This is a genomic window from Butyrivibrio sp. CB08 (assembly GCF_003625485.1).
Taxonomy (GTDB): domain Bacteria; phylum Bacillota; class Clostridia; order Lachnospirales; family Lachnospiraceae; genus Butyrivibrio.
Genome location: NZ_RAIR01000002.1, coordinates 93,135 through 114,527, shown reverse-complemented (window position 1 = coordinate 114,527; position 21,393 = coordinate 93,135). Strand labels below are relative to the sequence as shown.

Annotated in this window: 17 protein-coding genes; 13 read left to right on the top strand and 4 right to left on the bottom strand. The window is 45.2% G+C overall.

Annotated elements, in window-relative coordinates:
- Nucleotides 1–11 precede the first annotated feature (11 nt).
- The 4 genes from argS (at nucleotide 12) to D6855_RS04100 (ending at nucleotide 7,570) form a co-directional block, all read left to right on the top strand.
- A complete protein-coding gene (argS, locus tag D6855_RS04115; protein ID WP_120738358.1) occupies nucleotides 12–1,814 on the top strand; it encodes an arginine--tRNA ligase in 1,803 nt (600 codons plus the stop codon).
- Nucleotide 1,815: 1 nt separating this feature from the next.
- The gene (locus D6855_RS04110; protein ID WP_120738356.1) at nucleotides 1,816–3,153 is read left to right on the top strand and encodes an MATE family efflux transporter; all 1,338 of its coding nucleotides are present in this window, start codon (nucleotides 1,816–1,818) and stop codon (nucleotides 3,151–3,153) included.
- A gap of 86 nt (nucleotides 3,154–3,239) precedes the next feature.
- The gene (locus D6855_RS04105) at nucleotides 3,240–4,358 is read left to right on the top strand and encodes a hypothetical protein (RefSeq protein ID WP_120738354.1); all 1,119 of its coding nucleotides are present in this window, start codon (nucleotides 3,240–3,242) and stop codon (nucleotides 4,356–4,358) included.
- 119 nt (nucleotides 4,359–4,477) lie between these two features.
- Nucleotides 4,478–7,570 (top strand): TIR domain-containing protein, encoded by a 3,093-nt coding sequence (locus D6855_RS04100; RefSeq protein WP_120738352.1) that lies wholly within the window; start codon nucleotides 4,478–4,480, stop codon nucleotides 7,568–7,570.
- Here the strand turns inward: D6855_RS04100 and D6855_RS04095 are convergent.
- Both D6855_RS04095 and D6855_RS04090 read right to left on the bottom strand, forming a co-directional pair.
- On the bottom strand, nucleotides 7,567–9,069 hold the full coding sequence (locus tag D6855_RS04095) for a DHH family phosphoesterase (protein ID WP_158589462.1): 1,503 nt from the start codon (nucleotides 9,067–9,069) through the stop codon (nucleotides 7,567–7,569). The two genes, D6855_RS04100 and D6855_RS04095, sit on opposite strands and share 4 nt — an antisense overlap.
- A gap of 69 nt (nucleotides 9,070–9,138) precedes the next feature.
- On the bottom strand, nucleotides 9,139–10,071 hold the full coding sequence (locus D6855_RS04090) for a DUF2156 domain-containing protein (RefSeq protein WP_120738348.1): 933 nt from the start codon (nucleotides 10,069–10,071) through the stop codon (nucleotides 9,139–9,141).
- A 137-nt stretch (nucleotides 10,072–10,208) separates the two neighbouring features.
- On the opposite strand from D6855_RS04090, the gene D6855_RS04085 reads away from it, so the two are divergent.
- The 6 genes from D6855_RS04085 to D6855_RS04060 all read left to right on the top strand — a co-directional run bounded on the left by D6855_RS04085 (nucleotide 10,209) and on the right by D6855_RS04060 (nucleotide 16,420).
- On the top strand, nucleotides 10,209–10,526 hold the full coding sequence (locus D6855_RS04085; RefSeq protein ID WP_120738346.1) for a hypothetical protein: 318 nt from the start codon (nucleotides 10,209–10,211) through the stop codon (nucleotides 10,524–10,526).
- 24 nt (nucleotides 10,527–10,550) lie between these two features.
- The gene (locus D6855_RS04080; protein WP_120738344.1) at nucleotides 10,551–13,334 is read left to right on the top strand and encodes a hypothetical protein; all 2,784 of its coding nucleotides are present in this window, start codon (nucleotides 10,551–10,553) and stop codon (nucleotides 13,332–13,334) included.
- A 126-nt stretch (nucleotides 13,335–13,460) separates the two neighbouring features.
- On the top strand, nucleotides 13,461–14,291 hold the full coding sequence (locus tag D6855_RS04075) for a deoxyribonuclease IV (RefSeq protein ID WP_120738342.1): 831 nt from the start codon (nucleotides 13,461–13,463) through the stop codon (nucleotides 14,289–14,291).
- Between the two features lie 33 nt (nucleotides 14,292–14,324).
- Entirely contained in the window at nucleotides 14,325–14,816 is a 492-nt protein-coding gene (locus D6855_RS04070; RefSeq protein WP_120738340.1) for a GNAT family N-acetyltransferase, read from the top strand.
- Nucleotides 14,813–15,400 carry a low molecular weight protein-tyrosine-phosphatase gene (locus D6855_RS04065; protein ID WP_120738338.1) on the top strand — a complete coding sequence of 196 codons (588 nt, stop codon included), beginning with the start codon at nucleotides 14,813–14,815 and terminating at the stop codon, nucleotides 15,398–15,400. Before D6855_RS04070 ends, D6855_RS04065 begins: the two co-directional genes overlap by 4 nt.
- A gap of 168 nt (nucleotides 15,401–15,568) precedes the next feature.
- Entirely contained in the window at nucleotides 15,569–16,420 is an 852-nt protein-coding gene (locus D6855_RS04060; RefSeq protein ID WP_120738336.1) for a DegV family protein, read from the top strand.
- On the opposite strand, the gene D6855_RS04055 is transcribed toward D6855_RS04060, so the two are convergent.
- Entirely contained in the window at nucleotides 16,417–16,737 is a 321-nt protein-coding gene (locus D6855_RS04055; RefSeq protein ID WP_120738334.1) for a YolD-like family protein, read from the bottom strand. The two genes, D6855_RS04060 and D6855_RS04055, sit on opposite strands and share 4 nt — an antisense overlap.
- Nucleotides 16,730–18,004, bottom strand: a complete 1,275-nt coding sequence (locus tag D6855_RS04050; RefSeq protein WP_120738332.1) for a Y-family DNA polymerase — start codon at nucleotides 18,002–18,004, stop codon at nucleotides 16,730–16,732. Before D6855_RS04050 ends, D6855_RS04055 begins: the two co-directional genes overlap by 8 nt.
- A gap of 144 nt (nucleotides 18,005–18,148) precedes the next feature.
- Between D6855_RS04050 and D6855_RS04045 the strand changes: the two genes are divergently transcribed.
- The 3 genes from D6855_RS04045 to rsmH all read left to right on the top strand — a co-directional run bounded on the left by D6855_RS04045 (nucleotide 18,149) and on the right by rsmH (nucleotide 21,389).
- A complete protein-coding gene (locus D6855_RS04045) occupies nucleotides 18,149–19,726 on the top strand; it encodes a helicase HerA-like domain-containing protein (RefSeq protein ID WP_120738329.1) in 1,578 nt (525 codons plus the stop codon).
- A gap of 257 nt (nucleotides 19,727–19,983) precedes the next feature.
- Nucleotides 19,984–20,424 (top strand): division/cell wall cluster transcriptional repressor MraZ, encoded by a 441-nt coding sequence (gene mraZ / locus D6855_RS04040; RefSeq protein ID WP_120738327.1) that lies wholly within the window; start codon nucleotides 19,984–19,986, stop codon nucleotides 20,422–20,424.
- 26 nt (nucleotides 20,425–20,450) lie between these two features.
- Nucleotides 20,451–21,389 carry a 16S rRNA (cytosine(1402)-N(4))-methyltransferase RsmH gene (rsmH, locus tag D6855_RS04035; protein ID WP_120738326.1) on the top strand — a complete coding sequence of 313 codons (939 nt, stop codon included), beginning with the start codon at nucleotides 20,451–20,453 and terminating at the stop codon, nucleotides 21,387–21,389.
- Nucleotides 21,390–21,393: the final 4 nt, after the last annotated feature.

The following is a 21,393-nucleotide window of genomic DNA, read 5'->3' as shown; positions in this document are numbered from 1 at the left end:
AGGTAATTATTTTGGAAAAAGTACTTGAGCTAATTTCAAAGGAAGTAGGAGATGCTTTTGAGGCAGCAGGATACGAGCGTGAGCTTGGAAGGGCTACAATTTCTAACAGACCTGACCTGTGCGAGTATCAGTGCAATGGCGCCATGGCTGGAGCTAAAAAGTATGGCAAGGCTCCATTCATCATTGCTGATGAAGTTGCTGCAAAGCTTCAGGGAAATGAGATGTTTGAGAAGGTTGAGTCAGTTAAGCCCGGCTTTCTTAACATTACAGTAAGTGGTGATTTCGTAAGGGGATACGTTGTCAGAATGCTTCATGAGAAGCACATGGGCGTATCAATGCCCGGACATGCACCAACAATAATCCTTGATTACGGCGGAGCTAATGTAGCTAAGCCTCTTCATGTTGGACATCTTCGCCCAGCTATCATTGGTGAGGCAGTAAAGAGAATCCTTAAGTATGCCGGCAATAACGTTATTGGCGATATTCACATGGGTGACTGGGGACTTCAGATGGGCCTTATCATCACAGAGCTCAAGTGCCGTCATCCGGAACTTCCATACTTTGATCCAAATCACAGTGGTCCTTTCCCTAAGGAGCCACCTTTCACAATTCAGGAGCTTGCTGAGATCTACCCTATAGCAAGTGGTAAGACCAAGGTTTCTGACGATGCCAGCGAAGAGGACAAGAAGGCAGCAGCTGAGTTTAAGGCTGAGGCTCTCGAAGCTACAAAGCGAATGCAGGACGGAGACAAGGCCTACAGAGCTATCTGGCATCACATCATGAACGTTTCTATTCCAGATCTTAAAAAGAACTATGACAGCCTTAACGTTCACTTTGACCTCTGGAAGGGCGAGTCAGATGTACATGACATCATCCCGGGAATGGTTGATTATATGAAGTCACATGACTATGCTCATGAGAGCCAGGGTGCGCTTGTAGTTGACGTTGCACAGGAGTCTGATACAAAAGAGATGCCACCATGCATCATCCTTAAATCAGACGGAGCAGCTCTTTATGCCACAACAGACCTTGCTACTATCCAGGAGCGTATGAAGGAGTATCGTCCAGACGCTATTTACTATTTCACAGATAAGAGACAGGCCCTTCACTTTGAGCAGGTGTTCAGAACTGCCAAGAAGACCAGGCTTGCTCTTCCTGAGACTGACCTTAGATTCGTTGGTAACGGAACCATGAACGGCCCTGATGGCAAGCCATTTAAGACCAGAGAGGGCGGTGTTATGCACCTCGAGAGTCTTGTACAGGAGATCAATGACAAGATGTACAGCAGGGTAAAAGAGAGTAACCCTGATATGCCAGAGGATGAGGCAAAGAGCACAGCTAAGAAGATCGCTCTTTCAGCCCTTAAGTACGGCGATCTTTCTAACCAGCCAGCTAAGGACTACATCTTCGATATAGACAAGTTCACTTCCTTCGAGGGAGATACAGGCCCATACATCCTTTACACCATCGTACGTATCAAGTCTATCTTAAAGAAGTACGAGGCAGAGGGCTCAAGTGCCAAGGATGCCAAGCTTGATAACCCAGACAGCGAGGCTATGAAGAACCTTATGCTTCTTCTTACAAGATTTGCTGATGCAGTTGAGAGTGCAGCTGCTGACCTTGCTCCAAACAGGATCTGTGGCTACATCTATGACCTTAGTAATGCATTTAACAGCTTCTACCACGGAACCAAGATCCTTTCCGAGGAAGATGCCAACAAGAAGGAGAGCTACATTGCACTTCTTAACGTTACACTTAAGGTCCTTGAGACTGGTATCGACCTTTTAGGCTTTGATTCTCCAGAAAGAATGTAATATGAAAAATGATCACATGTTCAGCAACAGGAAACTTATCCTGTTGCTGATTCCTATTATAGCTGAACAATTTCTCAACTCCCTTATGGGTATGGCGGATTCCATGATGGTTAGTAACGTGGGAGCAGCAGCCCTTTCGGGAGTTTCTCTTGTGGATTCCATAAACAACCTGGTGGTCCAGACCTTTGCCGCTCTTGCTACAGGCGGAGTTATCATCTGTGCCACATACATAGGTCAGAAGGATGACAAAAGAGCTAACGAAGCCGCAGCCCAGCTGATCCTGGTGGCAGGCTTTATCTCTTTTGTGATCATGCTCCTGTGCATGATCTTTAGAAATCAGCTTCTTGTCCTTATTTTTGGAAAAATAGACGCAGACGTTATGAGGGCTGCAGGAATCTACTTCCTTATGACGATCCTGTCTTACCCTGGTATTGCCATTGCTGCGGCGGGAGGAGCGATCTTTAGGGCTGAAGGAAACACAAGGCTTCCCATGAATGTGGCTATCGTTTCCAATATCCTTAACGTTGCAGGAAATGCTCTTTTTATCTTTGTATTTAACATGGGAGTTTACGGAGCAGCACTTGCTACGCTGCTTTCAAGGCTCTTTTCTGCGGCAGTGCTTCTTGTACTTCTCCACAGACCTGGTCAGCTCATATCTTTAAGGAGCTACCACAGGATAAAACCGGATTTCTCCAAGATAAAGAGGATCCTTGCTATGGGAATACCAAACGGAATAGAGAATTCCATGTTCCAGTTTGGTAAGCTGGCTATCCAGTCCTCGGTATCTATCCTTGGTACCACTGCGATCGCAGCCCAGGCCATGACCAATATCTTTGAGAATGTCAACGGCGTTGCGGGATGCGGCGTCGGAATAGGACTTATGACCATAGTTGGGCAGTGCCTTGGGGCAGGAAGAAAGGACGAAGCCATCTACTATACCAAAAAGATGATCGGATGGGGATATATTGTGATCCTGGCGAGTTGTCTTTTCACCTACGCTATTGCAAGGCCGGTTGTTGCTATGGCTGGCATGGAAAAAGAGAGCGCGGCCCTTTGTCTTTATATGCTTGGATGGATCACAATCGTTAAGCCTATCCTCTGGGCGCCATCCTTTGTAACTGCCTATGGAATGAGAGCAGCGGGAGATGTGAAGTTCTCCATGATAGTTGCTACCCTTACCATGTGGCTCCTCAGGGTGTCGCTTGCAACTTATCTTATAAGAGTAGTTGGAATGGGCCCAATGGGTGTGTGGATCGGAATGTTCTCAGACTGGGGAATGCGAGGCATAATCTTCACTATTCGGTTCTTCAAAGGGAAGTGGATACATAAAGTTGTTTAAAGGGGACTAAAGATTTTTTAGTGCCTGGTCGATATAAAAAGTGATAAGGATATCTATGGGCAAAATACGTCACGGAGGACGTTGTAATGGCTATTAGTTCTATCGGGGTAAAGAATCTATATGCCAAGTCTTATAACGGGACCAGCAACAAAACTGGTACTGTTAATAAATTTACGTCCAATCAGACTTCTAACACCGGTAAATCTTCCGGCACATCTATCACACGGCTCGAATATAATAACAGGCTTGAACAGAAGCAAAAGCAAAGCGTAATTGAACAGAGTATGAGCTACGCCAAGCAGCTGAGCGCTTCAAGGACTAAGACCGAGAAGTCTTCTCTTGAGAAAAAGAAACTCCAGTACAGCTTTAAGAAGATTTCTTCCCAGATAATAAGAAGTAAGACTTCTGTTACTGCAAGAAAAGCAGTCCAGGCTGCAAAGAGAGAGATAATGAGGCTAAAGCGCCTTAGGGCAAACGGCGAGTACGACGAGGAAGAGCTTCAGCTTGCAATAGACCATGCCAAGTCCATGGAAAAGGTAGCCAAGAAAAAGGTAAACCACCTTGAGCAGGAAGAGATGATCGAAAGAAATGGAAAAGGTCTTTCTGGCGCCATCAAAGAGTTCGAGGAAGAAAGAGAAGAGGTGGCAGAGGAAGAAAACGACGAGCTTTCAAAAGAGCTTGAGGAAGGCTTAAATCCTGATGAGATGGATTATGAGCTGGAGGAAGGTCTGGAAGATTACGACTATGAGATGGCCCTTCAGATGCAGGACTTTGCTACCGAGTTCCAGATTCCTGTAGAAGAGCTTTCAGGTTCAATGGATGACATGATGGATCAGCTCATGGAAGCCATGGGAGACATGTTAGAGGAGCTTGACCTTTCGGAACTGTCTGAGTCCATGGTTGCTCCGGATCCAAATATGTCGGAAGAAGACCTTAAGATGCTTAAGATCAAGCACCGCTTCAAGGAGTTAAAAGAGATAGCTGAGGCCGACAAGCAGTACCTTAAAGGAATCATGGAGCATGAAAAATCAAAACAGGCCAATGGAATGGCAGGAGCCATGGGATCGGGACATAGTGGAAGCCCTTCAGCAGTCTTTAAGTCTGATATGCCAGGAATAACTCCTGTAATTTCAATGCCTGGTGCAGCGGCTGGCGGAGCCATGATGGCACCAGCTACTAGCGGAGGATTTGACGTATCAGTATAATCGAAATAGAGTGATAATATCTTAAGATGTCAGAACAATGTTCTGGCATCTTTTTATATGAAAAAACGGGCGTTTATGGTATAATTCGAACGCTGTGTTTTTAAAAGTGAGGTATTTTTATGATCAATCATTTCAACGCATTTATATCATACAAGCATGCGGATCTTGATAATAAGATCGCAGCTTCCATTGTAAGGGACCTTGAGCACTACCATATCCCAAGGAAGATCCAAAAGTCCACTGGAGTTAAAAAGATCGACAGGATCTTCAGGGACAAGGATGAGCTCCCTATTACAAGTGACCTTAATGACACTATTTCCCAGGCTCTTTACAATGCAGATTACCTTATTGTCATCTGCTCAACAAATACCAAGAAGTCTACCTGGGTTGAAAGAGAGATAGAGGTTTTCCTTAAGAATCACACCATGAACCAGATTCTCACAGTCCTTGCGGATGGTGAGCCATATGAGGTTATTCCTAAGATTCTTTTGACAGGAAAAAAGGAAGTGGTGGACGAGGACGGAGTTACCCGCACGGTAGAGATGCCATTTGAGCCATTATCCTGTGACTATCGTCTCCCATACAGAAGAGCCAAGGCAGAGGAGCTTCCACGTATGGCAGCTGCCCTTATCGGATGCTCATACGACGAACTCATAAACAGACATCGTCAGTACAAGATGAGAAGGATGACAGCAATTGCCAGCGGCGTTATGGCGCTGTCTCTTGGCTTTGCCGGATACATGTTCTACAGCAATACCCTTATTCATAAGAACTACCTTGAGTCCCTTAAAAACCAGTCAAGAAATCTTGCCAATCAGGCAGAGAAGGTTCTTGAAGATGAGAACAGACTTGAGGCCATGCAGCTTTCTCTTTTTGCCCTGCCAGACGGAGAAGGGGACGAAAGACCTGTAACACCTGAGGCTATAAGGGCTGTGACCAAGTCTTCCATGGCATATACATCCCTTGAGGGTGGAAACATTGATATAGTCTGGAACTACAGGATGCCCAATCATGTAAATGACATGAAGCTTACTTCTGATGCGAAGTACTTCGGAGCCAGGGACACCAGCGGCGTGATCATTGTATGGGACGCCAAGACTCATAAGCAGGTGGTCTACTATGATGATTATCAGCAGGAATCTGAGGACTTTACCTTTATTGGAAATGACAAGCTGATAATACGCTGCGAAAAGAGTGCAAGAGCCTTTGATCTTACTTCTGGAGAAATGCTCTGGACACTTACTGATAAGGATGGCGAGTATAATTTCATTTATGCCTCTGACGTATTTGATTATGGCAATGACTCAATACTTATTGCCGGAAGCCAGGGACATATTGATATAGTCTCCATGAAAGACGGTTCTATCACTAAGAGTTTCGATATCCTTACCAAGGAAGAGACTGACAGCTACTACATCAACCATTTTGCAATGTCTGATGACCGCAAGAAGCTTGCTTTTTGTGAGGCAACAAGGTATTCGATAAGTGACGATAACTACCGCGTCGGTGAGTATGACTTTGAAAGCGGAGAAAAAACCTTTTCTGACACCTATGAAGGATGGTCTCGTCAGCTTCTCTATATAGGAGATAAGATCCTTATGGACATTCCTCCTTTTGAGAGCGGTACCAGCAGTTCAAGACTCTATGACTATGACTTTGTCACTGAGGGACATACCCTTGTAAGGTGTCTTTCATCAGGAACTCTTACTCAGGACTGGGAATCAGAGCTTGTAACCTATGATGTAAGTATCGAATCCAAATTCCTGCCACTTGAAAATGGCAATGTAGCATATTCAACTGGAGATACCTGTAAGGTTTGGAATCCTCAGACCGGTGAGGAACTGGGAAACTACAGACTCAATGACTCGATCATTGATATCAGCGACCTTGATAAGGATGGCGAGCCTTTATTCATTACCCAGGGCGGAGCAACAGGCTCTCCAAGCATGAATGGAGATACACCTGGAGTATCCCTTATTAGCAGGTTTGCAGATAACCTTTCAGGAGCAGTTGTTGGCAACGGCGTCTATGCCCAGAAGTACCTTAGCAGAGATATCGTGTATTATGCATCTGGTGTCTATGATGAGGACTGGACACAGATCGAGGGCATTCCTGAATACAACATAAGCGGTATCGAGCACTTCCTTAGCGGCAATACTCTGTGTGTACTTACAGAGGTTGACGAGGGATGCAGGGTGTTCTTTGTAGATACAAAAGAGAAATCTTACCTTGGGGATGTGATCATTAAGGACGGCATCAAGCCATCAAGATACAAGATACTTGGCGTATATGCAGGAACCCTGTACCTTGCAAGCTGTCAGGACAACAGATTTGAGATCACCGAGGTTGAGATAGAGAGCAAGAAGATAGACAAGCTCCTAATAAATGACGATACCTGGGATTATGATCCAAAGTGCGCAATGGCTGATGGTAAGCTCGTGTACATAGATACCCAGCACGGCAAGGAAAACAAAGCAGAAGAGATAGACCTTGCTACAGGAGAGAAAAAGACTGTTGTTATCCCTGATTGGGGCAGAGATCTCTTTTTCGTTCCTGAGTCAAACGATGTATATGTCCTTGCTGAAACAGACTATCTGGTTCACATGGACAATGAGACCTATTCAGAGGTCAAGCTCCCTGAAGAATGGGAAAAGACTAAATATGTAGCGGGAGATGGCCAGGCACTTGCCATATCAAACGCTGAAGTCATCAAGCTCTTTGATGCTGACCAGAATCTCATTTCAGAGATATCCTGCGGTAACGTTGAGCCCCTTGGTATGGTGATCACAAAGATCGGCGGACAAAGACTTCTTCTTGTTGCTTATCAGGATGGTACTCTTTTCAGATATAATGCTGAAAATGGAGAGTTTGTTGGAAAGGCCGACCTTTCAGTTTCATATATGGCATATCTGTTCGATTCATCCATAGAAGCTGATGATGAAAATGGATTCTTATATGTTCAGGTTGGGGATCTTATAGATATTATTGAGACAGATACCTGGATCGAGACCACCAGGGTCATGAACTGCTTTGGACATGACAAAGAAACAGATACCTTCCTTACTTACAGTTATGAAAACAATAAGAAGGAAGGCAGGATAGGCTATTTTGAGCATTATTCTGTTGAGCGTCTGATCCAGAAAACAAAAGACTATCTTCAGGGAGAAGAGATGAGTGAGGATCAGAAGTCAATGTATGGTATCACTGATTAATCACAACGCTTATACAGCCTGTCAAAAAGGCTGCCCTTAATTACATAGATGTCGTGTGGATCATCAGTCCTGAAGGCGATATAATCCCCGACATTTCCAAGATAATATTTTTCTTTATCCCAGGCGGTAAAGACTTTAACACCTTTTGTGAGAGGCCTTGCGTAGATATTAGTAGAATCAGTACTAGCTACGCCAAGGCTTCTTGCATATTCCATGATATTTTTCTTTTTACCTGTATCAAGGTTCTTTATGCTTGGTGGATACTCAAAGGTTTCTGAGTATGGAGTATCCTTCATGAAGTAACTCTTAAGGAGCTTGGCTTCTCTGATAGGGTATATCTCACCCTCAATTCCTATCATTACATACAGATCATCTTCCACGGTAACATCAACGTCACCTTCAAGGGTTCTGATGCACACAAGACTTCCAACAGGGAAGATATCAGAGAGCTTTGCACAGCCTCTGTCTACAGGAAGCTTTTCATACATGAGCATATCTGTAGCATCCAAAGTGGTATCTTCTGCGTAGATAACCTCGAAGCTGTCGAAGTAATCCTTCATTCTTTCTTTGAAGATCTCATCAGCTGAAAAATCATCAATCTTTTCAGGGCGGATAGAGCCTCCGGCCTTATAGATGTGACCGCCGCCTCCGCCAATACCTTCTGCAAGGAAAGCAGCAAGCTCATTGGCATGGACTTCCTTGGTGCAGCTGCGGACTGAGAACTTAACTTCCTCAGGGCGCTCGTAGTAAGCAAGGCAGATATCAACGCCTGCAGTCTCTAATGAGAAATCGCTCATTACTCCAAGAATGTTGGGGTCACAGGGCTCAGCCTTGATTATCATGTATTTCTGTTCCCTGAAGTACTCATATCCAAGGATAGCTTTTCCGGTTATCTTAAGTTCTCCAAGGGAAATGTTTGAGTTACTCATCTTTACAATAAGGCTCTTTTCGATGGAGAGATCATCAAGCATATCCCTGTCCAGAGGGTGGGATACCTCGGAGAGTTTACCTGTATCTGTATAGAGGCCGTAGTAAAGAGCAGTGGACAGATCCTGGTTGGTGCGGATCAGCTCTTTTCCGGAATCGCCTTCAGCGCAGATCATGTCCCAGACAACGGTGGAGGCGCTTCCTATGTTGCTCCTTACTTCAGAGAGCTCTGGAAGATCCACGGTCTTCTGGTGGTGATCAATTATGGCGATGTTTTTGGCCTTGGTTGTTGTGACATTTCTCTGTCCATACTGGCAGTCAACAGTCACAAGAAGCTCAGGCTCCTCATCAAAATCAGGCTCGTAGGATACTGGGATTTCCAGCTCATCAAGCATGATCATGAGGTTACTCTTCTGGATCTTGTTGTGACCCCTGTATATGAACTTTACGTCTTTTCCCTGGGATTTGAAGTAGGTGTACAGACCAAATCCAGATGCAAGAGCGTCCGCATCTGGATTGTCGTGACACTGGATAACAATATTGTTAAAAGAGCTTAGATCTTTAAGTTTCATGAATCGTCCCCCAAAAAGAAATTCTTTACCTAAGAATTGTACCATAAAAAAGTACACTGGGGGCTTTATTCAGAACTTGGAGTTTTTCTGGGTGACTTTGAATTTTCTGGCAAAGCCTATAGGGTTATAGCTTTCTTTTGCCTGGCGAAGGCCTTCAAGGCCCATGTCGTCCTCGCGGTTAACGAGCTTTGCTTCCTCATAGGAATTAAGGAGATACTGCTGGTTTATCATCTGGTATATACCAGGAATATCGTTGTTGGCTTTCTCGGTACTTACAACTATCATCTGCTCCGCCTGATTGTAGGAACCGATTGCAAAGGCCTCAAGCTGATCGTCAATAAAGATACCGCCAACACGGAAGGTTATCTTATCGCAGTTTCTTAAGATATCAAGAACTCCATCCTTTTCGCTAAGGAGAGTGTCCCTGCTCTCGATGCCATCCTTAAGTCTATCCTCAACCCATTTGTTCATGAATATCTCAAGGAAGTACTCGTCCTTGCAGCACATGGTTTCGTAGGACCAGCGTCCCTCGTACTCCTTCATAAACTTATTTATGAGATTTCTCTTTTTCTGGAACTTCTTACCTGGAAGAGTGCGAAGATCTGAGGCGTCATAGAGGTAGTCCTTAAGGTCTGTCTCCTCTGTGATCTCAAATTCCGGGTTATCAGATAGCTGCAACGCTTTAAGGGCATCTTCGTCTGCAAGATGTATCTTAAGGGGAGCATGGAGTACCTCACCAAAATACTCTTTTAACATGGAGAAGTATTTGGGAAGGTCTTCCTGCCTGCAATAGGGCATTGCAGCAAAATAGCCGTCTGCATCCTCCATAAGTATAAGAGCTGCCTCATCCTCCATGTAGATCCTTGCGTTATAAAAGTCCTTCCAGATGAAGGTGTCAAGCACTGTGCTGTCGCAGGTTTTGTTGCTTCTAAGTGCATATATCTTTGAAAGCTTTGAAGCCTCGTCGAAGGAAGGCTTTTTAAATTCTAACTGTTTACTCATAATCGTTCCTTTCTAAACGTCAGCTCCATTATACAATACAATTATATTGTGCACAATAGGTTACGGCAGATGTTTTATATTTCGATATAATATTGGTAGAAAAAAACACAATTTTGGCCATTAAGGGGGACAAGAAAATGCTAGAGAGAAGAACCATTAACCGAGTTGAATTTCTTGCTAACAGTGTAATCGTGGATAAGGAGACACTCCACAAATACTATGGACAGGTTAAGAACATAAGTCCGCTTGGTATCGCCATTACTGTTGATAAGCGAATTCCCAATCTGGTAGGCAGAGATATGATCGTTGTTGCTGAGACCATGATCATGTATGCAGAAGCTGTCAGAGAAGACCAGGAAGAAGGGGAAAAGAAATCTGTTGCTTTTAAGGCAAGGAAGTTTACGCCAGACGTACTTCAGTACTTGTTTGAACATATTGGTGGGGACGAAGAGTAATAGTTTTTCTTAAGGAGGCAGAATATGAGAAAAAGAGAGATATCCAACAAGGGGTTACTGTCTGCCCTGACCATCGGTATTTCTGCCATGATGGCTCTGCAGACTCCTATAACTGCTTATGCCAATGAATATGACGAGGAACCTCAGGATAGCGGCTCTGGTCAGGAACAGAGCGTATCTTCAGGGGAGAGCTATGAGTCTGTGACTCAGGAGGCTGAGCAGGCAGCGGATACTGCTCAGGAGGCCGTTGCGCCTGCACCTGAAGCAGCAGCTCCAAGTGCTCAGGAGACTTCTGAGGCAGCAGTTCCAAATGCCCAGGAAACATCTGAGGCAGCAGCTGACGTTATCATAAATGGGGATGAGGCAAACGGAATAGAGGCTGCAAGCGCTGAAGAGGGCGGAAAAGACGCACAGGCTGCCATCTCAGATCTTATTCAGGCAGCAGAGGATGTTGTAATTGATAAGGAAAGCTCTGAGGGAGAGCAGATTTCCGCAGCTACAACTCAGCTTAAGGAGGCTTCAGGAAGCATATCTGAAGCTAAGGATAATCTTCAGGAGGCGGATAAAGCCAATAAGGAAGCCGAGAGCTCTTTTGCCACTGTAAAAGAAGAAGCAAGAGAGATGCTTGACTGCTCAGAGGCTATCAATCAGACAGCTAATGAGATGCTTGAGGAAACTGAGACCGCAAGCCAGAAGTCAGCTCAGCTTGTTAACTCAATTGAGACTGCAGCTACTCCGGAAGATGCCAGGGAGGCATATGCTGACCTTAAGCAGCTGGTGGATGAGACCAAGGAAGATCTGGCGATCAGGATGTCTCTGTATCAGCGACTTACTGCGGAGTATGAGGCTGCTCTTAAGAATCTTGAAACTGCCCAGCAGGCCCTTGATGAGGCTGAGGGAAGATTTGCTACCAAGGCAGCAGCTGCTTCCAAGGCGGCTGATGATGCCCAGGACGATGTGGATACTGCAAAAGAGAAGGTGGACAACCTTGCAGGCGCTCTTGAAGTTGTACAGGATAAACTCGAAGACGAGCAGCAGGCCAACAACATGGCAGGCAAAATGGGCACAAATGATGAAAACGCCTGGAAGAATGCCATTAAGAATATAAATCCAAGCAGAGAGACTATGAGAAACGTAGTCATCAACTACTATATGCCTGAGATCCTCGGAATAGAAGTGGTTGATTATAAGTTTGGTGAGTCCATGAAGGGTGTTGATGGACAGGAGTACAACTACACTGAGCTCACCTACAGCTACAAGGATGAAAATGGCAACACTATTGAAGGAGCCAAGAAGTACTTTAACTGGGATTCTCTTACGAGAAAGGATTACAAGACTACCAATATCAGCGATAAACAGCCGGGTATCGTAGTATTTGAAAAAGAAGCTATCGAGTACGAAGCTAACCAGTACATAATACAATACTGCAACAAGCACTCGGAACATAAACATTATCTAAATGGTGGCGAGCGAAATCAAGCATATCTGGATGGTTTCTTTGATGTTTACAGCTATGTGGATGATAATGGAGAAACGCAGCTGATCATAAGGCAGGAGCTTATAGATGCCGGTTGCACGAATGTGGGTGACGACGATCAGTATCCTGTCTTTGATAATTACAAGGGACATGCGCTTACCAAGATTGTTCAGAATAAGAACAGTCTCCTTCACGATGCTAACTGTCTGATAGTGGCATCAAATAACAATATCAAGAAGTACACCAGCAAAGAAAATAATACCGATGTTTACAAGTGGCATATTGAAAATAAGCTTTCAAGCGCACAGGTAGAGAAACTTGTTAATAACAGTCTTGGACTGAACTCGTTTATTGAAGATAATGCCAATAGCAATGAAAACGCAGCAGCGCTTATTACCAAGTATGCCCAGTACAAGGAAGCCACCAGCAAGGCCCAGGAGGCAGCTCAGAACGCCCAGGATCAGGTGGATGCCCTGAATAAGGCAATTGATCAGGTGGTGGAAAAGAGCCAGAGGAGCCGGAAGACTGTTAAAGCAACCACGGCACTTGGTGTTTCAGATGTTGCAAGATATCTGGGAATCACAGTTGATGAAACAGAGGCCGCAAGGCTCAATGACCTGACAGTGGCAGGGCTTATCTCAGAGCTCAATTCTCTTAAGGCTGCGGCAAAAGAGACTGCGGATCAGGCTAACGATAACCTCGAAAAACTTCAGCAAAAATATGTGGACACTGAAAAGGTTCTGGCGGATACTCTAGCTGCCCTTAGAAAGTCTTCTGGAGGCGGAAGCGGTTCAGGAGGCACAGGAGGTGCTGACATTGACCTGGCAGGAGCCGGAGATATTGGCGGAGCAGGTGCTGTAAGGCCAGCTACCAACGTGGCCGCCCAGGCTGTAGCAGCAATCATTGAATCTGCAGAAAGCTCGCTCCATGCTGACACTGTTCAGGCTCAGGATATAACTGGCAGTCAGGCTGTATATGATGTTGAGGCAGCTGGTGATGTAGGCGGCGCAGGTGTATCTGGTGAGGCTGTAGGAGCAGGCGGAAGTCAGACTATTGCTGATGGAGATGTAGCTCTTTCTGAGACCCCTGATGCTTCGGAATTCTCAGGTGACGTAGATGGAATTCAGACAGAGACTATAGATCATCAGACCACAGTTGCCATCCAGGAAGAGAATGTGGCTCTTTCAGAAGAGGTGGATTCCGGTAAGATCCCTGAAAAGAAGAGCTTCTGGTGGATCATGATCATCGCGATCTTCGGTGCAGCTGGCGAGAAGATGTACAGAGAGCACATGGAAAAGAAGAGAGCGGAAGAAGTTAAGAATGAGGAATAATGATTGAACATGGAGGGCGCCCTTAAATGGGTGCCCTTTTATTTTGGGATTTGTCCCATTTATGGGCATGATTGTGATAAGATGGAATTCGGCACTGCTACTAAGTGGTTGTGGAGTAGATAGATTATGGTTTATATAGGATGTCATTTGACAGTTACAAATGGATATGAGGCAATGGGACATCAGATGGTTAGTTTTGGCGGCGATACCTTTGCGTGGTTTACCAGAAACCCAAGAGGCGGTAAATCCAAGGATATAGAGCCTGCTGATGTTAAGGCCCTTTCTGATATTCTTGAGGAAAAGAAATTTGGTAAGCTTGTAGCTCATGCCAGCTATACCATGAACCTGTGCTCAGCTAATCCTGAGACCAGGGCTAATGGCGTAGATATGCTTATTAAAGATATTGAGAAGATGGAAGCATTGCCAGGGCAGTACTACAACTTTCATCCGGGCTCACATACAGGACAGGGAGCGGAAGTTGGAATTGAGCAGATAGCTGAAGGGCTGAATAAGGCTCTTTTCCCTGAGATGAAAACTACGGTGCTACTTGAGACCATGGCGGGTAAGGGCTCAGAAGTAGGCAGGAGCTTTGAAGAACTAAGAGACATCATTGACCTTGTAGAGTGCAAGGATAAGCTTGGGGTGTGCTTTGATACCTGCCATACCTGGGATTCGGGCTATGATATAGTAAGTGACCTTGATGGCGTACTTGCAGAGTTTGACAAGGTGATCGGACTTAACAGGCTAAGGGCTGTTCACTTCAATGACAGTAAGAATGAGCGTGGTTCTCACAAGGACCGCCACGAGAAGCTTGGTCAGGGCATGATCGGTATGGACGCCATGAAGCGCTTTGCGATGCATCCGGTATTTGAAGGGCTTCCGTTTATCCTTGAAACGCCTAATGAAGATGAGGGGTATATTCAGGAGATTGCTACAGTTAAGAGCTGGTTTGAATAAAACAAAACCCAAGAGGCAGGAGGAGAATAAGACATGATTTACAGATTGGGGACAATGAAGGATCTTGATAGTATCTGCGAGCTTGTGAGCGACGCGATCGCAGAGATGGAAAGGCATGAGATCTATCAGTGGGATGAGCTGTATCCTGCCAGGATAGATTTTGAGCAGGATATTAAGGATGGTAATCTTTACGTTGTGCTTGAAGACAATAAACTGGCTGCCTTCTATGTTATCAGCGACGAGAGCGATGAACAGTATGGCAACGCTGATTGGCAGTTTGGAGATTCCTATTATGTCCTCCACAGATTCTGCGTATCTCCAAGGATGCAGAATAAAGGAGTTGGAAAAGCGGTACTTACTCAGATAGAAGACCAGATAAGAAAGATGGGATACAGCGCAGTAAGGCTTGATACATTCACAGAAAATCCTTACGCTCAGAGACTTTATCGCCACAATGGGTACGTATCCAGAGGATACGCTAACTGGCGCAAGGGCAGATTTGATCTTATGGAGAAAAAACTATGATAAGAATACTTTTTGTTTGTCACGGCAATATTTGCAGATCAACAATGTCCGAGTTTATTATGAAGGACATTGTAAATAAGCAGGGACTTCTTGATAGTTTCCACATAGAGTCCAGCGCAACTCACACGGATGAGATATGGAATGGCATGGGAAGCCCTGTATATCCACCTGCTAGGGCTAAACTCAGAGAGCATGGCATAGGTACCGACGACAACGAGCTTGGTGTTAGCGAAAAGAGAGCTCGTCTCACCTCAAGAGGAGACTATGATAAGTTCGACTTCATTATTGGCATGGACAGGGCTAATATGAGGGATCTTGAGAGGCTCTTTGGAGGAGACCCGGAGGGTAAGCTCTACAAGATGCTGGACTTTACTGACAGAGACGGAGATGTGGCAGACCCCTGGTATACTGGAAACTTTGATGCTACATGGAGAGACTGCTCTGATGGATGCCACGGGCTCTTCAGACAGATCCTTACAGATAAGCGCTATGCAAAAGAGCTGTCGGAGGACGGCGGTGATTCCTGGGACGAAGATGACGACACAGACCCTGGTCTTATCCACGACGACTTCCCCAAAGGGTAACTGATAGCAAATAATTAGTTGCATAAAGATACAAATCATGATAAGCTACTGACTATGTTTTTGGAAACTGCAAATCCAAAAACATCTTCAGTAGCTTATTTTATCATATAGTAACGGAAACTACATTGGCAAAACGTAGTAATTAAAACTACATGGGGAGGAGTCAGTATGGCAGTTCGTATTATTACAGATTCAGCAAGTGATATCTCACAGGAGCTGGCTAAGAAGTGGAATGTTACAGTTATTCCATTAAAGGTTAGATTTGGGGAAGAAGAGTTTTTGGACGGTGTAACACTTACAGGTCCTGACTTTTACAAGAAACTTGTGGAGACGGATGTGATCCCAAAGACAAGTCAGATCCCTCCATATGAGTATTCTGAGTGTTTTAAAGAAGCTGTTGAAGCAGGGGATGAAGTTGTCTACTTTGGAGTGTCCTCAGGTGTTTCAGGATCATTTCAGAATGCATGTATGTCCGCGGCTGAGTATCCAGGAAAGGTCTTTGCCATAGATACAAAACAGGTCTGCATTGCAGAGTACATCATTGTACAGAGAGCGGTAGAGCTTCGCGAACAGGGCCTTGGAGCTGCGGAAATAGCAGATACAATTACAAAGGAACTTGATAAGGTCCATGTAATCGCTGTGTTTGACACCCTTGAGTACCTTAAGCTTGGCGGAAGGCTCTCATCGGCAGCAGCCTTTGCGGGTAACCTTCTGATGATCAAGCCGGTAATCACTATTGATGAGGGTATTGTTAAGGTCATTGGAAAGGCAAGAGGATCCAAGAACAGCCACAATATGCTGATGGAGTTTGTGAAAAACCACGGCGGAATAGATATGGACAGACCTGTGTGCCTTGCATACTCGGGCTTCTCAGATGAGATGCTCAAGAAATATGTGGAAGACTCAAAGGTTTTATATGAAGGCTACGAAAGTAAGCTCCAGTACGCTGTAGTAGGAGCAACTATCGGAACCTATGCGGGACCTGGAGCAATTGCCCTTGCCTACTATGAAAAGGGCTAAAACTCCACATCCAGAATATCATCAAACTCAATCTTGGTGTTTACCACCTGAAGGATTCTGGCAGTCTCATCAAGACGGGCCACCATTCCAGTTATCTTAAGGTATTCTTCCTTGTGGAAATACACCACAGAGACCATCATACCTTTTCTTATCAAATGCATCTTTTTATCGAGCTCTCTGAGGGAATCTTCGGAGAGCTCGATTTTTGGTACAGTTATTTTCTCTTTTGCTGCTATAGCCTCATCAAGGCCGGCCACTGCCTTAAATGGAAGGAACTGAGCAGCTCTTTTATCAAGAGGCATCTTCTGTCTAGCCATTTTTCTTGTGACCTCCTATCTGATTGTTGCGCTCTCTGGTGGTAGCGCCTTCTTCAAAACTTAGTCCCTTCAAAATAGCATTCTTGCCGAACTTGTTTTTGATCTCAAGAACTGCCTTCTGTACCTTGCGGTCTCTCTCAAGGTCCTCGGCGGGCATCAGGAAAGAGTACTGCATGTATTCCTCGGGGATTACGTTATTGCATACCACATACATCCTGCGGACTTCGTAGGCAGGATTAACTATCTGTTCGTACAGCTCAGCTATCTTGGGGAGCAGTACAGAGCTGGCATTGGTTTCAGTATCAAGGGTAAAGGATCCGGTTGCCATTGGGAGCATGACGTTCTTGGTATAACCCACCATAAGAGAGAAGTTCTTACTCACAAGGCCCTTGTCCACCATATCAAGGCACAGTACGTCCATCATCTCCTTGACCACAACAAGACCCTTCTCAAAGCTGTAGTCAGACATAAGTACCTGGCCCTGGGATAAAGAGTGGGCAGCGCTCCTGTAGTTCTTGATATCAGCTATAGTCACTGGCTCCCGGCCCCAGGCGTGGTCGATAAGAAGCTCGGCGTTGACTCCAAGGAGCCTATACAGCAGGTTCTCGTCGCCTCTTGCTATATCGCCCATGGTGCGCATACCATAGGTTTCAAGCTTCCTCGCAATGCCTGGTCCCACGCGCCAAAAGTCAGTTAAGGGTCTGTGGTTCCATAAGGTCTCTATGTAGCTCTTTTCATCCAGCTCGCCTATGAAGTCCGGGGAGTGTTTGGCTGTGATATCAAGAGCAACCTTGGTGAGATAGAGGTTAGAACCTATTCCGCAGGTTGCACGGATCCTAAGAGAGTCGTAAACGTCATCCATAATGCGCTTACCAAGCTCTCTGGCAGTCATCTGATAGAGGGACAGGTACTCAGTTACGTCCATAAAGGCCTCATCCACAGAGTAGACATGGATGTCGTCCTTGGATATGTATTTAAGGTAGATCGCATAGATTTCAGCGGAGTAGTCTATGTAGAGCTGCATCCTGGGAACGGCCATGATATAGTCGATACCCTTGGGAATCTCGAAAACCCTGCATCTGTTCTTGACGCCAAGGGCCTTCATTGCCGGAGAAACTGCAAGACAAATAGTCTTGTCGGTGCGTTCGGGGTCTGCCACCACAAGATTGGTTGTCATTACATCAAGTCCTCTTTCTGCGCATTCCACAGAAGCATAGAAGGACTTAAGATCTATGCAGATATAAGTGCGTTCTCGTTCATATCCCATACCCACATTATACGAACAAGTGTTTGGATAGTCAAGGCGGCAAGATTCTTTTTAAAAATACCCGGATTACCCTTTTGCGCACCTAAATGTGGTAAAATATAGGAAGTGTTTCAAATATAGAAGAATAGCGTTGGGAGGTATTTCATGTTAAGAGATAACAAGATCTGGATTGCCAATAACGAAGCGGGGGAGAATGTATTTCTTTTACCTAAGATGGCTAATCGTCATGGCCTCATTGCAGGTGCAACTGGAACTGGTAAGACAATAACCTTAAAGGTTCTTGCTGAGTCCTTCAGCGACATGGGCGTTCCTGTATTCCTTGCAGACGTCAAGGGAGACCTTTCTGGAATGGTTCTCGAGGGTGAAGACAACGAGAACATGCAAAAGCGCATTCAGAAGTTCGGACTTTCAGAGGCTGGCTTTAAGTATCAGAAGTATCCAGCTACATTCTGGGATGTGTTTGGCAAACAGGGTATTCCACTCAGGACCACTGTTTCTGAGATGGGACCACTTCTTCTTTCCAGAATCCTTGGCCTTAACGACCTTCAGAGAGATATCCTGTCAATCGCATTTAAGATTGCTGATGATCAGGAGCTCCTCCTTGTGGACACCAAGGACCTCAAGGCAATGCTCAATTATATTTCAGAGAATAACAAGGACTTTGCTGCAAGCTACGGCAATATCAGCAAGGTTTCTGTAGCTGCCATCATGAGAGCTATCGTATCTTTGGAGATTGCAGGTGCAGAAGACTTCTTCTTCGAGCCAGCCCTTGATATCAAAGACTGGTTCACAACAGGTGAAGGTGGAAAGGGTATGATCAATATCCTTGATTCCACAAGCCTTATCAACAACGGAACCCTTTATGGAACCTTCCTTCTTTGGATGATGTCAGAGCTCTTTGAGACTCTTCCTGAGGTGGGAGACCTTGATAAGCCTAAGATGGTATTCTTCTTTGATGAAGCTCACCTTCTGTTCAAGGATACACCAAAAATGCTCATGGACAAGATCGAGCAGGTTGTTAAGCTCATCAGATCCAAGGGCGTTGGAATCTACTTTGTAACCCAGAACCCAAGGGATATTCCTGACGGAGTTCTTGCTCAGCTTGGAAACAAGGTGCAGCACGCGCTTCACGCTTACACTCCAGCTGATATGAAGGCGGTTAAGGCAGCTGCTGAGTCCTTTAGAGAGAACCCTGCATTCAACACTGCAGATGTTATCCAGGAACTTGGAACCGGCGAAGCAATCTGCTCATTCCTCGATGAGACCGGAACACCAACCATGTGCGAGAGAGTATTCATCCTTCCTCCACAGTCTCTTATGGGCGGAATAGATCAGAGCACAAGAGAAAAAGAGATAAAGGGCAGCACACTCTACACCAAGTACTATGAGCCTGTTGATCCAGATTCTGCATTTGAGTTCCTTGAGAGAAAGGGAGTGGCTGACGCTGAGGCCAAGGCTAAGCTGGAGGCAGAAGAGGCTGCGCGCAAGGCAAAAGAGAAAGAGGAAGCCGCAGCAGCTAAGGCTGCGGAAAAAGAGAAGGCTGCAGCTGACAGAAAGAAGAAGCAGACAGCTAAGACCATTGGTAACTCTGTAGCTGGAACCGTTGGAAGAGAAGTGGGTAAGACCGTGGGTGGAACCTTTGGTAAGTTTGGTAAGACCCTTGGTGGAAATCTTGGTGCAAGTTTAGGCCGCGGAATTCTTTCAACATTCTTTAAGAGCTGATAAAAAATAAAAATATGCCTGAATAAAATCAGAACAAAATAGGAACATATTACAACAAAATAGTAACAAAATCGCCTATATAGTGGTGGCAAATTTGTCAGACACTATATAGGCGTTTTTTTGTGCAAACCCGCATAAACTTTAGACTTTTTTTATTTTAAAAGTTTAAAAAACCTATTGTTTTCATAAAAAAAGTGCATTATAATGGTTTCAGGTGGTAAAAAGTGTCAAAAAGTGGTGATAAGTGGTAGAAAATTGTGGGATCAGCATTTAAAGGCGAATACAGTCATTCCATTGATGCTAAGGGAAGACTCATAATTCCAGCTAAGTTCCGCGAACTTCTAGGTGAACAGTTTGTGGTAACCAAGGGGTTTGACGGATGCCTTTTCGTGTTTGCTGAGGAGGGCTGGAATCAGTTCGAAGAGAAACTCCAGGCGCTCCCAATGGATAAGCCGGAAGCCAGAATGCTGGGACGTTTCTTTATCGCAGGTGCCATTGATGCTGAAGTTGACAAGCAGGGCAGGATCCTTTTACCACAGAACCTCTTACAACATGCCAAGATCGAGAAGGAGGCGGTTATCGCAGGCGTCGGTAACAGAGCTGAAATCTGGAGCAAGGCTGAGTGGGAGAATGCAAGTACTTTTGATGACATCAATGGAATTGCAGCCAAGATGAGTGAGTACGGATTGAGCATTTAAGCATATAGCCTCCAGTGAGGAATCTGATGGAATTCAAGCATTATTCAGTGCTCCTTCAGGAGTGCATAGACAATCTTAATATCAAGCCAGACGGTATCTACCTTGATGGCACTTTGGGAGGAGGAGGCCACTCTTTTCACATAGCCGAGAGGCTTTCAGATAAGGGACACCTCTACGGAGTGGATCAGGATGCAGATGCGATAGCAGCAGCCAGCAAGAGGCTTGAAGAGTTTGGCTCCCGTATCACTGTAATAAGAGACAACTACGAAAACGCTGTGACAAGACTTAAAGAGCTTGGAGTTACAGGAGTTGACGGAATACTTCTTGATCTTGGGGTTTCATCCTTCCAGCTTGATAATGCGGACAGGGGATTTACTTATAAGGAAGATGTTCCACTGGACATGAGAATGGACCAGAGACAGACCCTGACAGCAAGAGACATAATAAACGATTATTCAGAGACAGAGATCTTTCATATAATAAGAGATTTTGGCGAAGACAAGTTCGCCAAGAATATTGCAAAGCATATATGTATAGAGAGGGCCAAGGCTCCGATCGAGACCACAGGTCAGCTCAATGACATAATAAAGGCTGCAATCCCGGCCAGAATGAGAGAGAAGGGCGGACATCCTTCCAAGAGAACCTATCAGGCTATCAGGATTGCACTAAACAGAGAGCTGGACGTCCTTCAGAATTCACTGGACGGATTCATAGATTTCCTGAATCCCGGCGGAAGGCTCTGCGTGATAACCTTCCATTCACTGGAAGATCGGATCACCAAAAACAATTTCAAGACCAATGAAGATCCTTGCATCTGTCCTCCGGAATTTCCGGTCTGCACCTGCGGCAGGAAGTCCAAGGGCAAGGTGATAACAAGAAAGCCGATCCTTCCAAGTGAAGAGGAGCTTGAACAGAATAAAAGATCACAAAGCGCAAAGCTTAGGGTCTTTGAAAAAGAATCTTAAGAAA

What these genes read in the sequence shown, in the direction of transcription:
- D6855_RS04085 (WP_120738346.1), top strand. Translation starts at nt 10,209, where the DNA reads ATGCTAGAGAGAAGAACCATTAACCGAGTTGAATTTCTTGCTAACAGT.
- D6855_RS04075 (WP_120738342.1), top strand. Translation starts at nt 13,461, where the DNA reads ATGGTTTATATAGGATGTCATTTGACAGTTACAAATGGATATGAGGCA.
- D6855_RS04105 (WP_120738354.1), top strand. Translation starts at nt 3,240, where the DNA reads ATGGCTATTAGTTCTATCGGGGTAAAGAATCTATATGCCAAGTCTTAT.
- D6855_RS04080 (WP_120738344.1), top strand. Translation starts at nt 10,551, where the DNA reads ATGAGAAAAAGAGAGATATCCAACAAGGGGTTACTGTCTGCCCTGACC.
- D6855_RS04065 (WP_120738338.1), top strand. Translation starts at nt 14,813, where the DNA reads ATGATAAGAATACTTTTTGTTTGTCACGGCAATATTTGCAGATCAACA.
- D6855_RS04110 (WP_120738356.1), top strand. Translation starts at nt 1,816, where the DNA reads ATGAAAAATGATCACATGTTCAGCAACAGGAAACTTATCCTGTTGCTG.
- D6855_RS04045 (WP_120738329.1), top strand. Translation starts at nt 18,149, where the DNA reads ATGTTAAGAGATAACAAGATCTGGATTGCCAATAACGAAGCGGGGGAG.
- D6855_RS04055 (WP_120738334.1), bottom strand. Translation starts at nt 16,737, where the DNA reads ATGGCTAGACAGAAGATGCCTCTTGATAAAAGAGCTGCTCAGTTCCTT.
- D6855_RS04100 (WP_120738352.1), top strand. Translation starts at nt 4,478, where the DNA reads ATGATCAATCATTTCAACGCATTTATATCATACAAGCATGCGGATCTT.
- D6855_RS04070 (WP_120738340.1), top strand. Translation starts at nt 14,325, where the DNA reads ATGATTTACAGATTGGGGACAATGAAGGATCTTGATAGTATCTGCGAG.
- D6855_RS04050 (WP_120738332.1), bottom strand. Translation starts at nt 18,004, where the DNA reads ATGGGATATGAACGAGAACGCACTTATATCTGCATAGATCTTAAGTCC.
- D6855_RS04090 (WP_120738348.1), bottom strand. Translation starts at nt 10,071, where the DNA reads ATGAGTAAACAGTTAGAATTTAAAAAGCCTTCCTTCGACGAGGCTTCA.
- D6855_RS04095 (WP_158589462.1), bottom strand. Translation starts at nt 9,069, where the DNA reads ATGAAACTTAAAGATCTAAGCTCTTTTAACAATATTGTTATCCAGTGT.
- D6855_RS04060 (WP_120738336.1), top strand. Translation starts at nt 15,569, where the DNA reads ATGGCAGTTCGTATTATTACAGATTCAGCAAGTGATATCTCACAGGAG.
- rsmH (WP_120738326.1), top strand. Translation starts at nt 20,451, where the DNA reads ATGGAATTCAAGCATTATTCAGTGCTCCTTCAGGAGTGCATAGACAAT.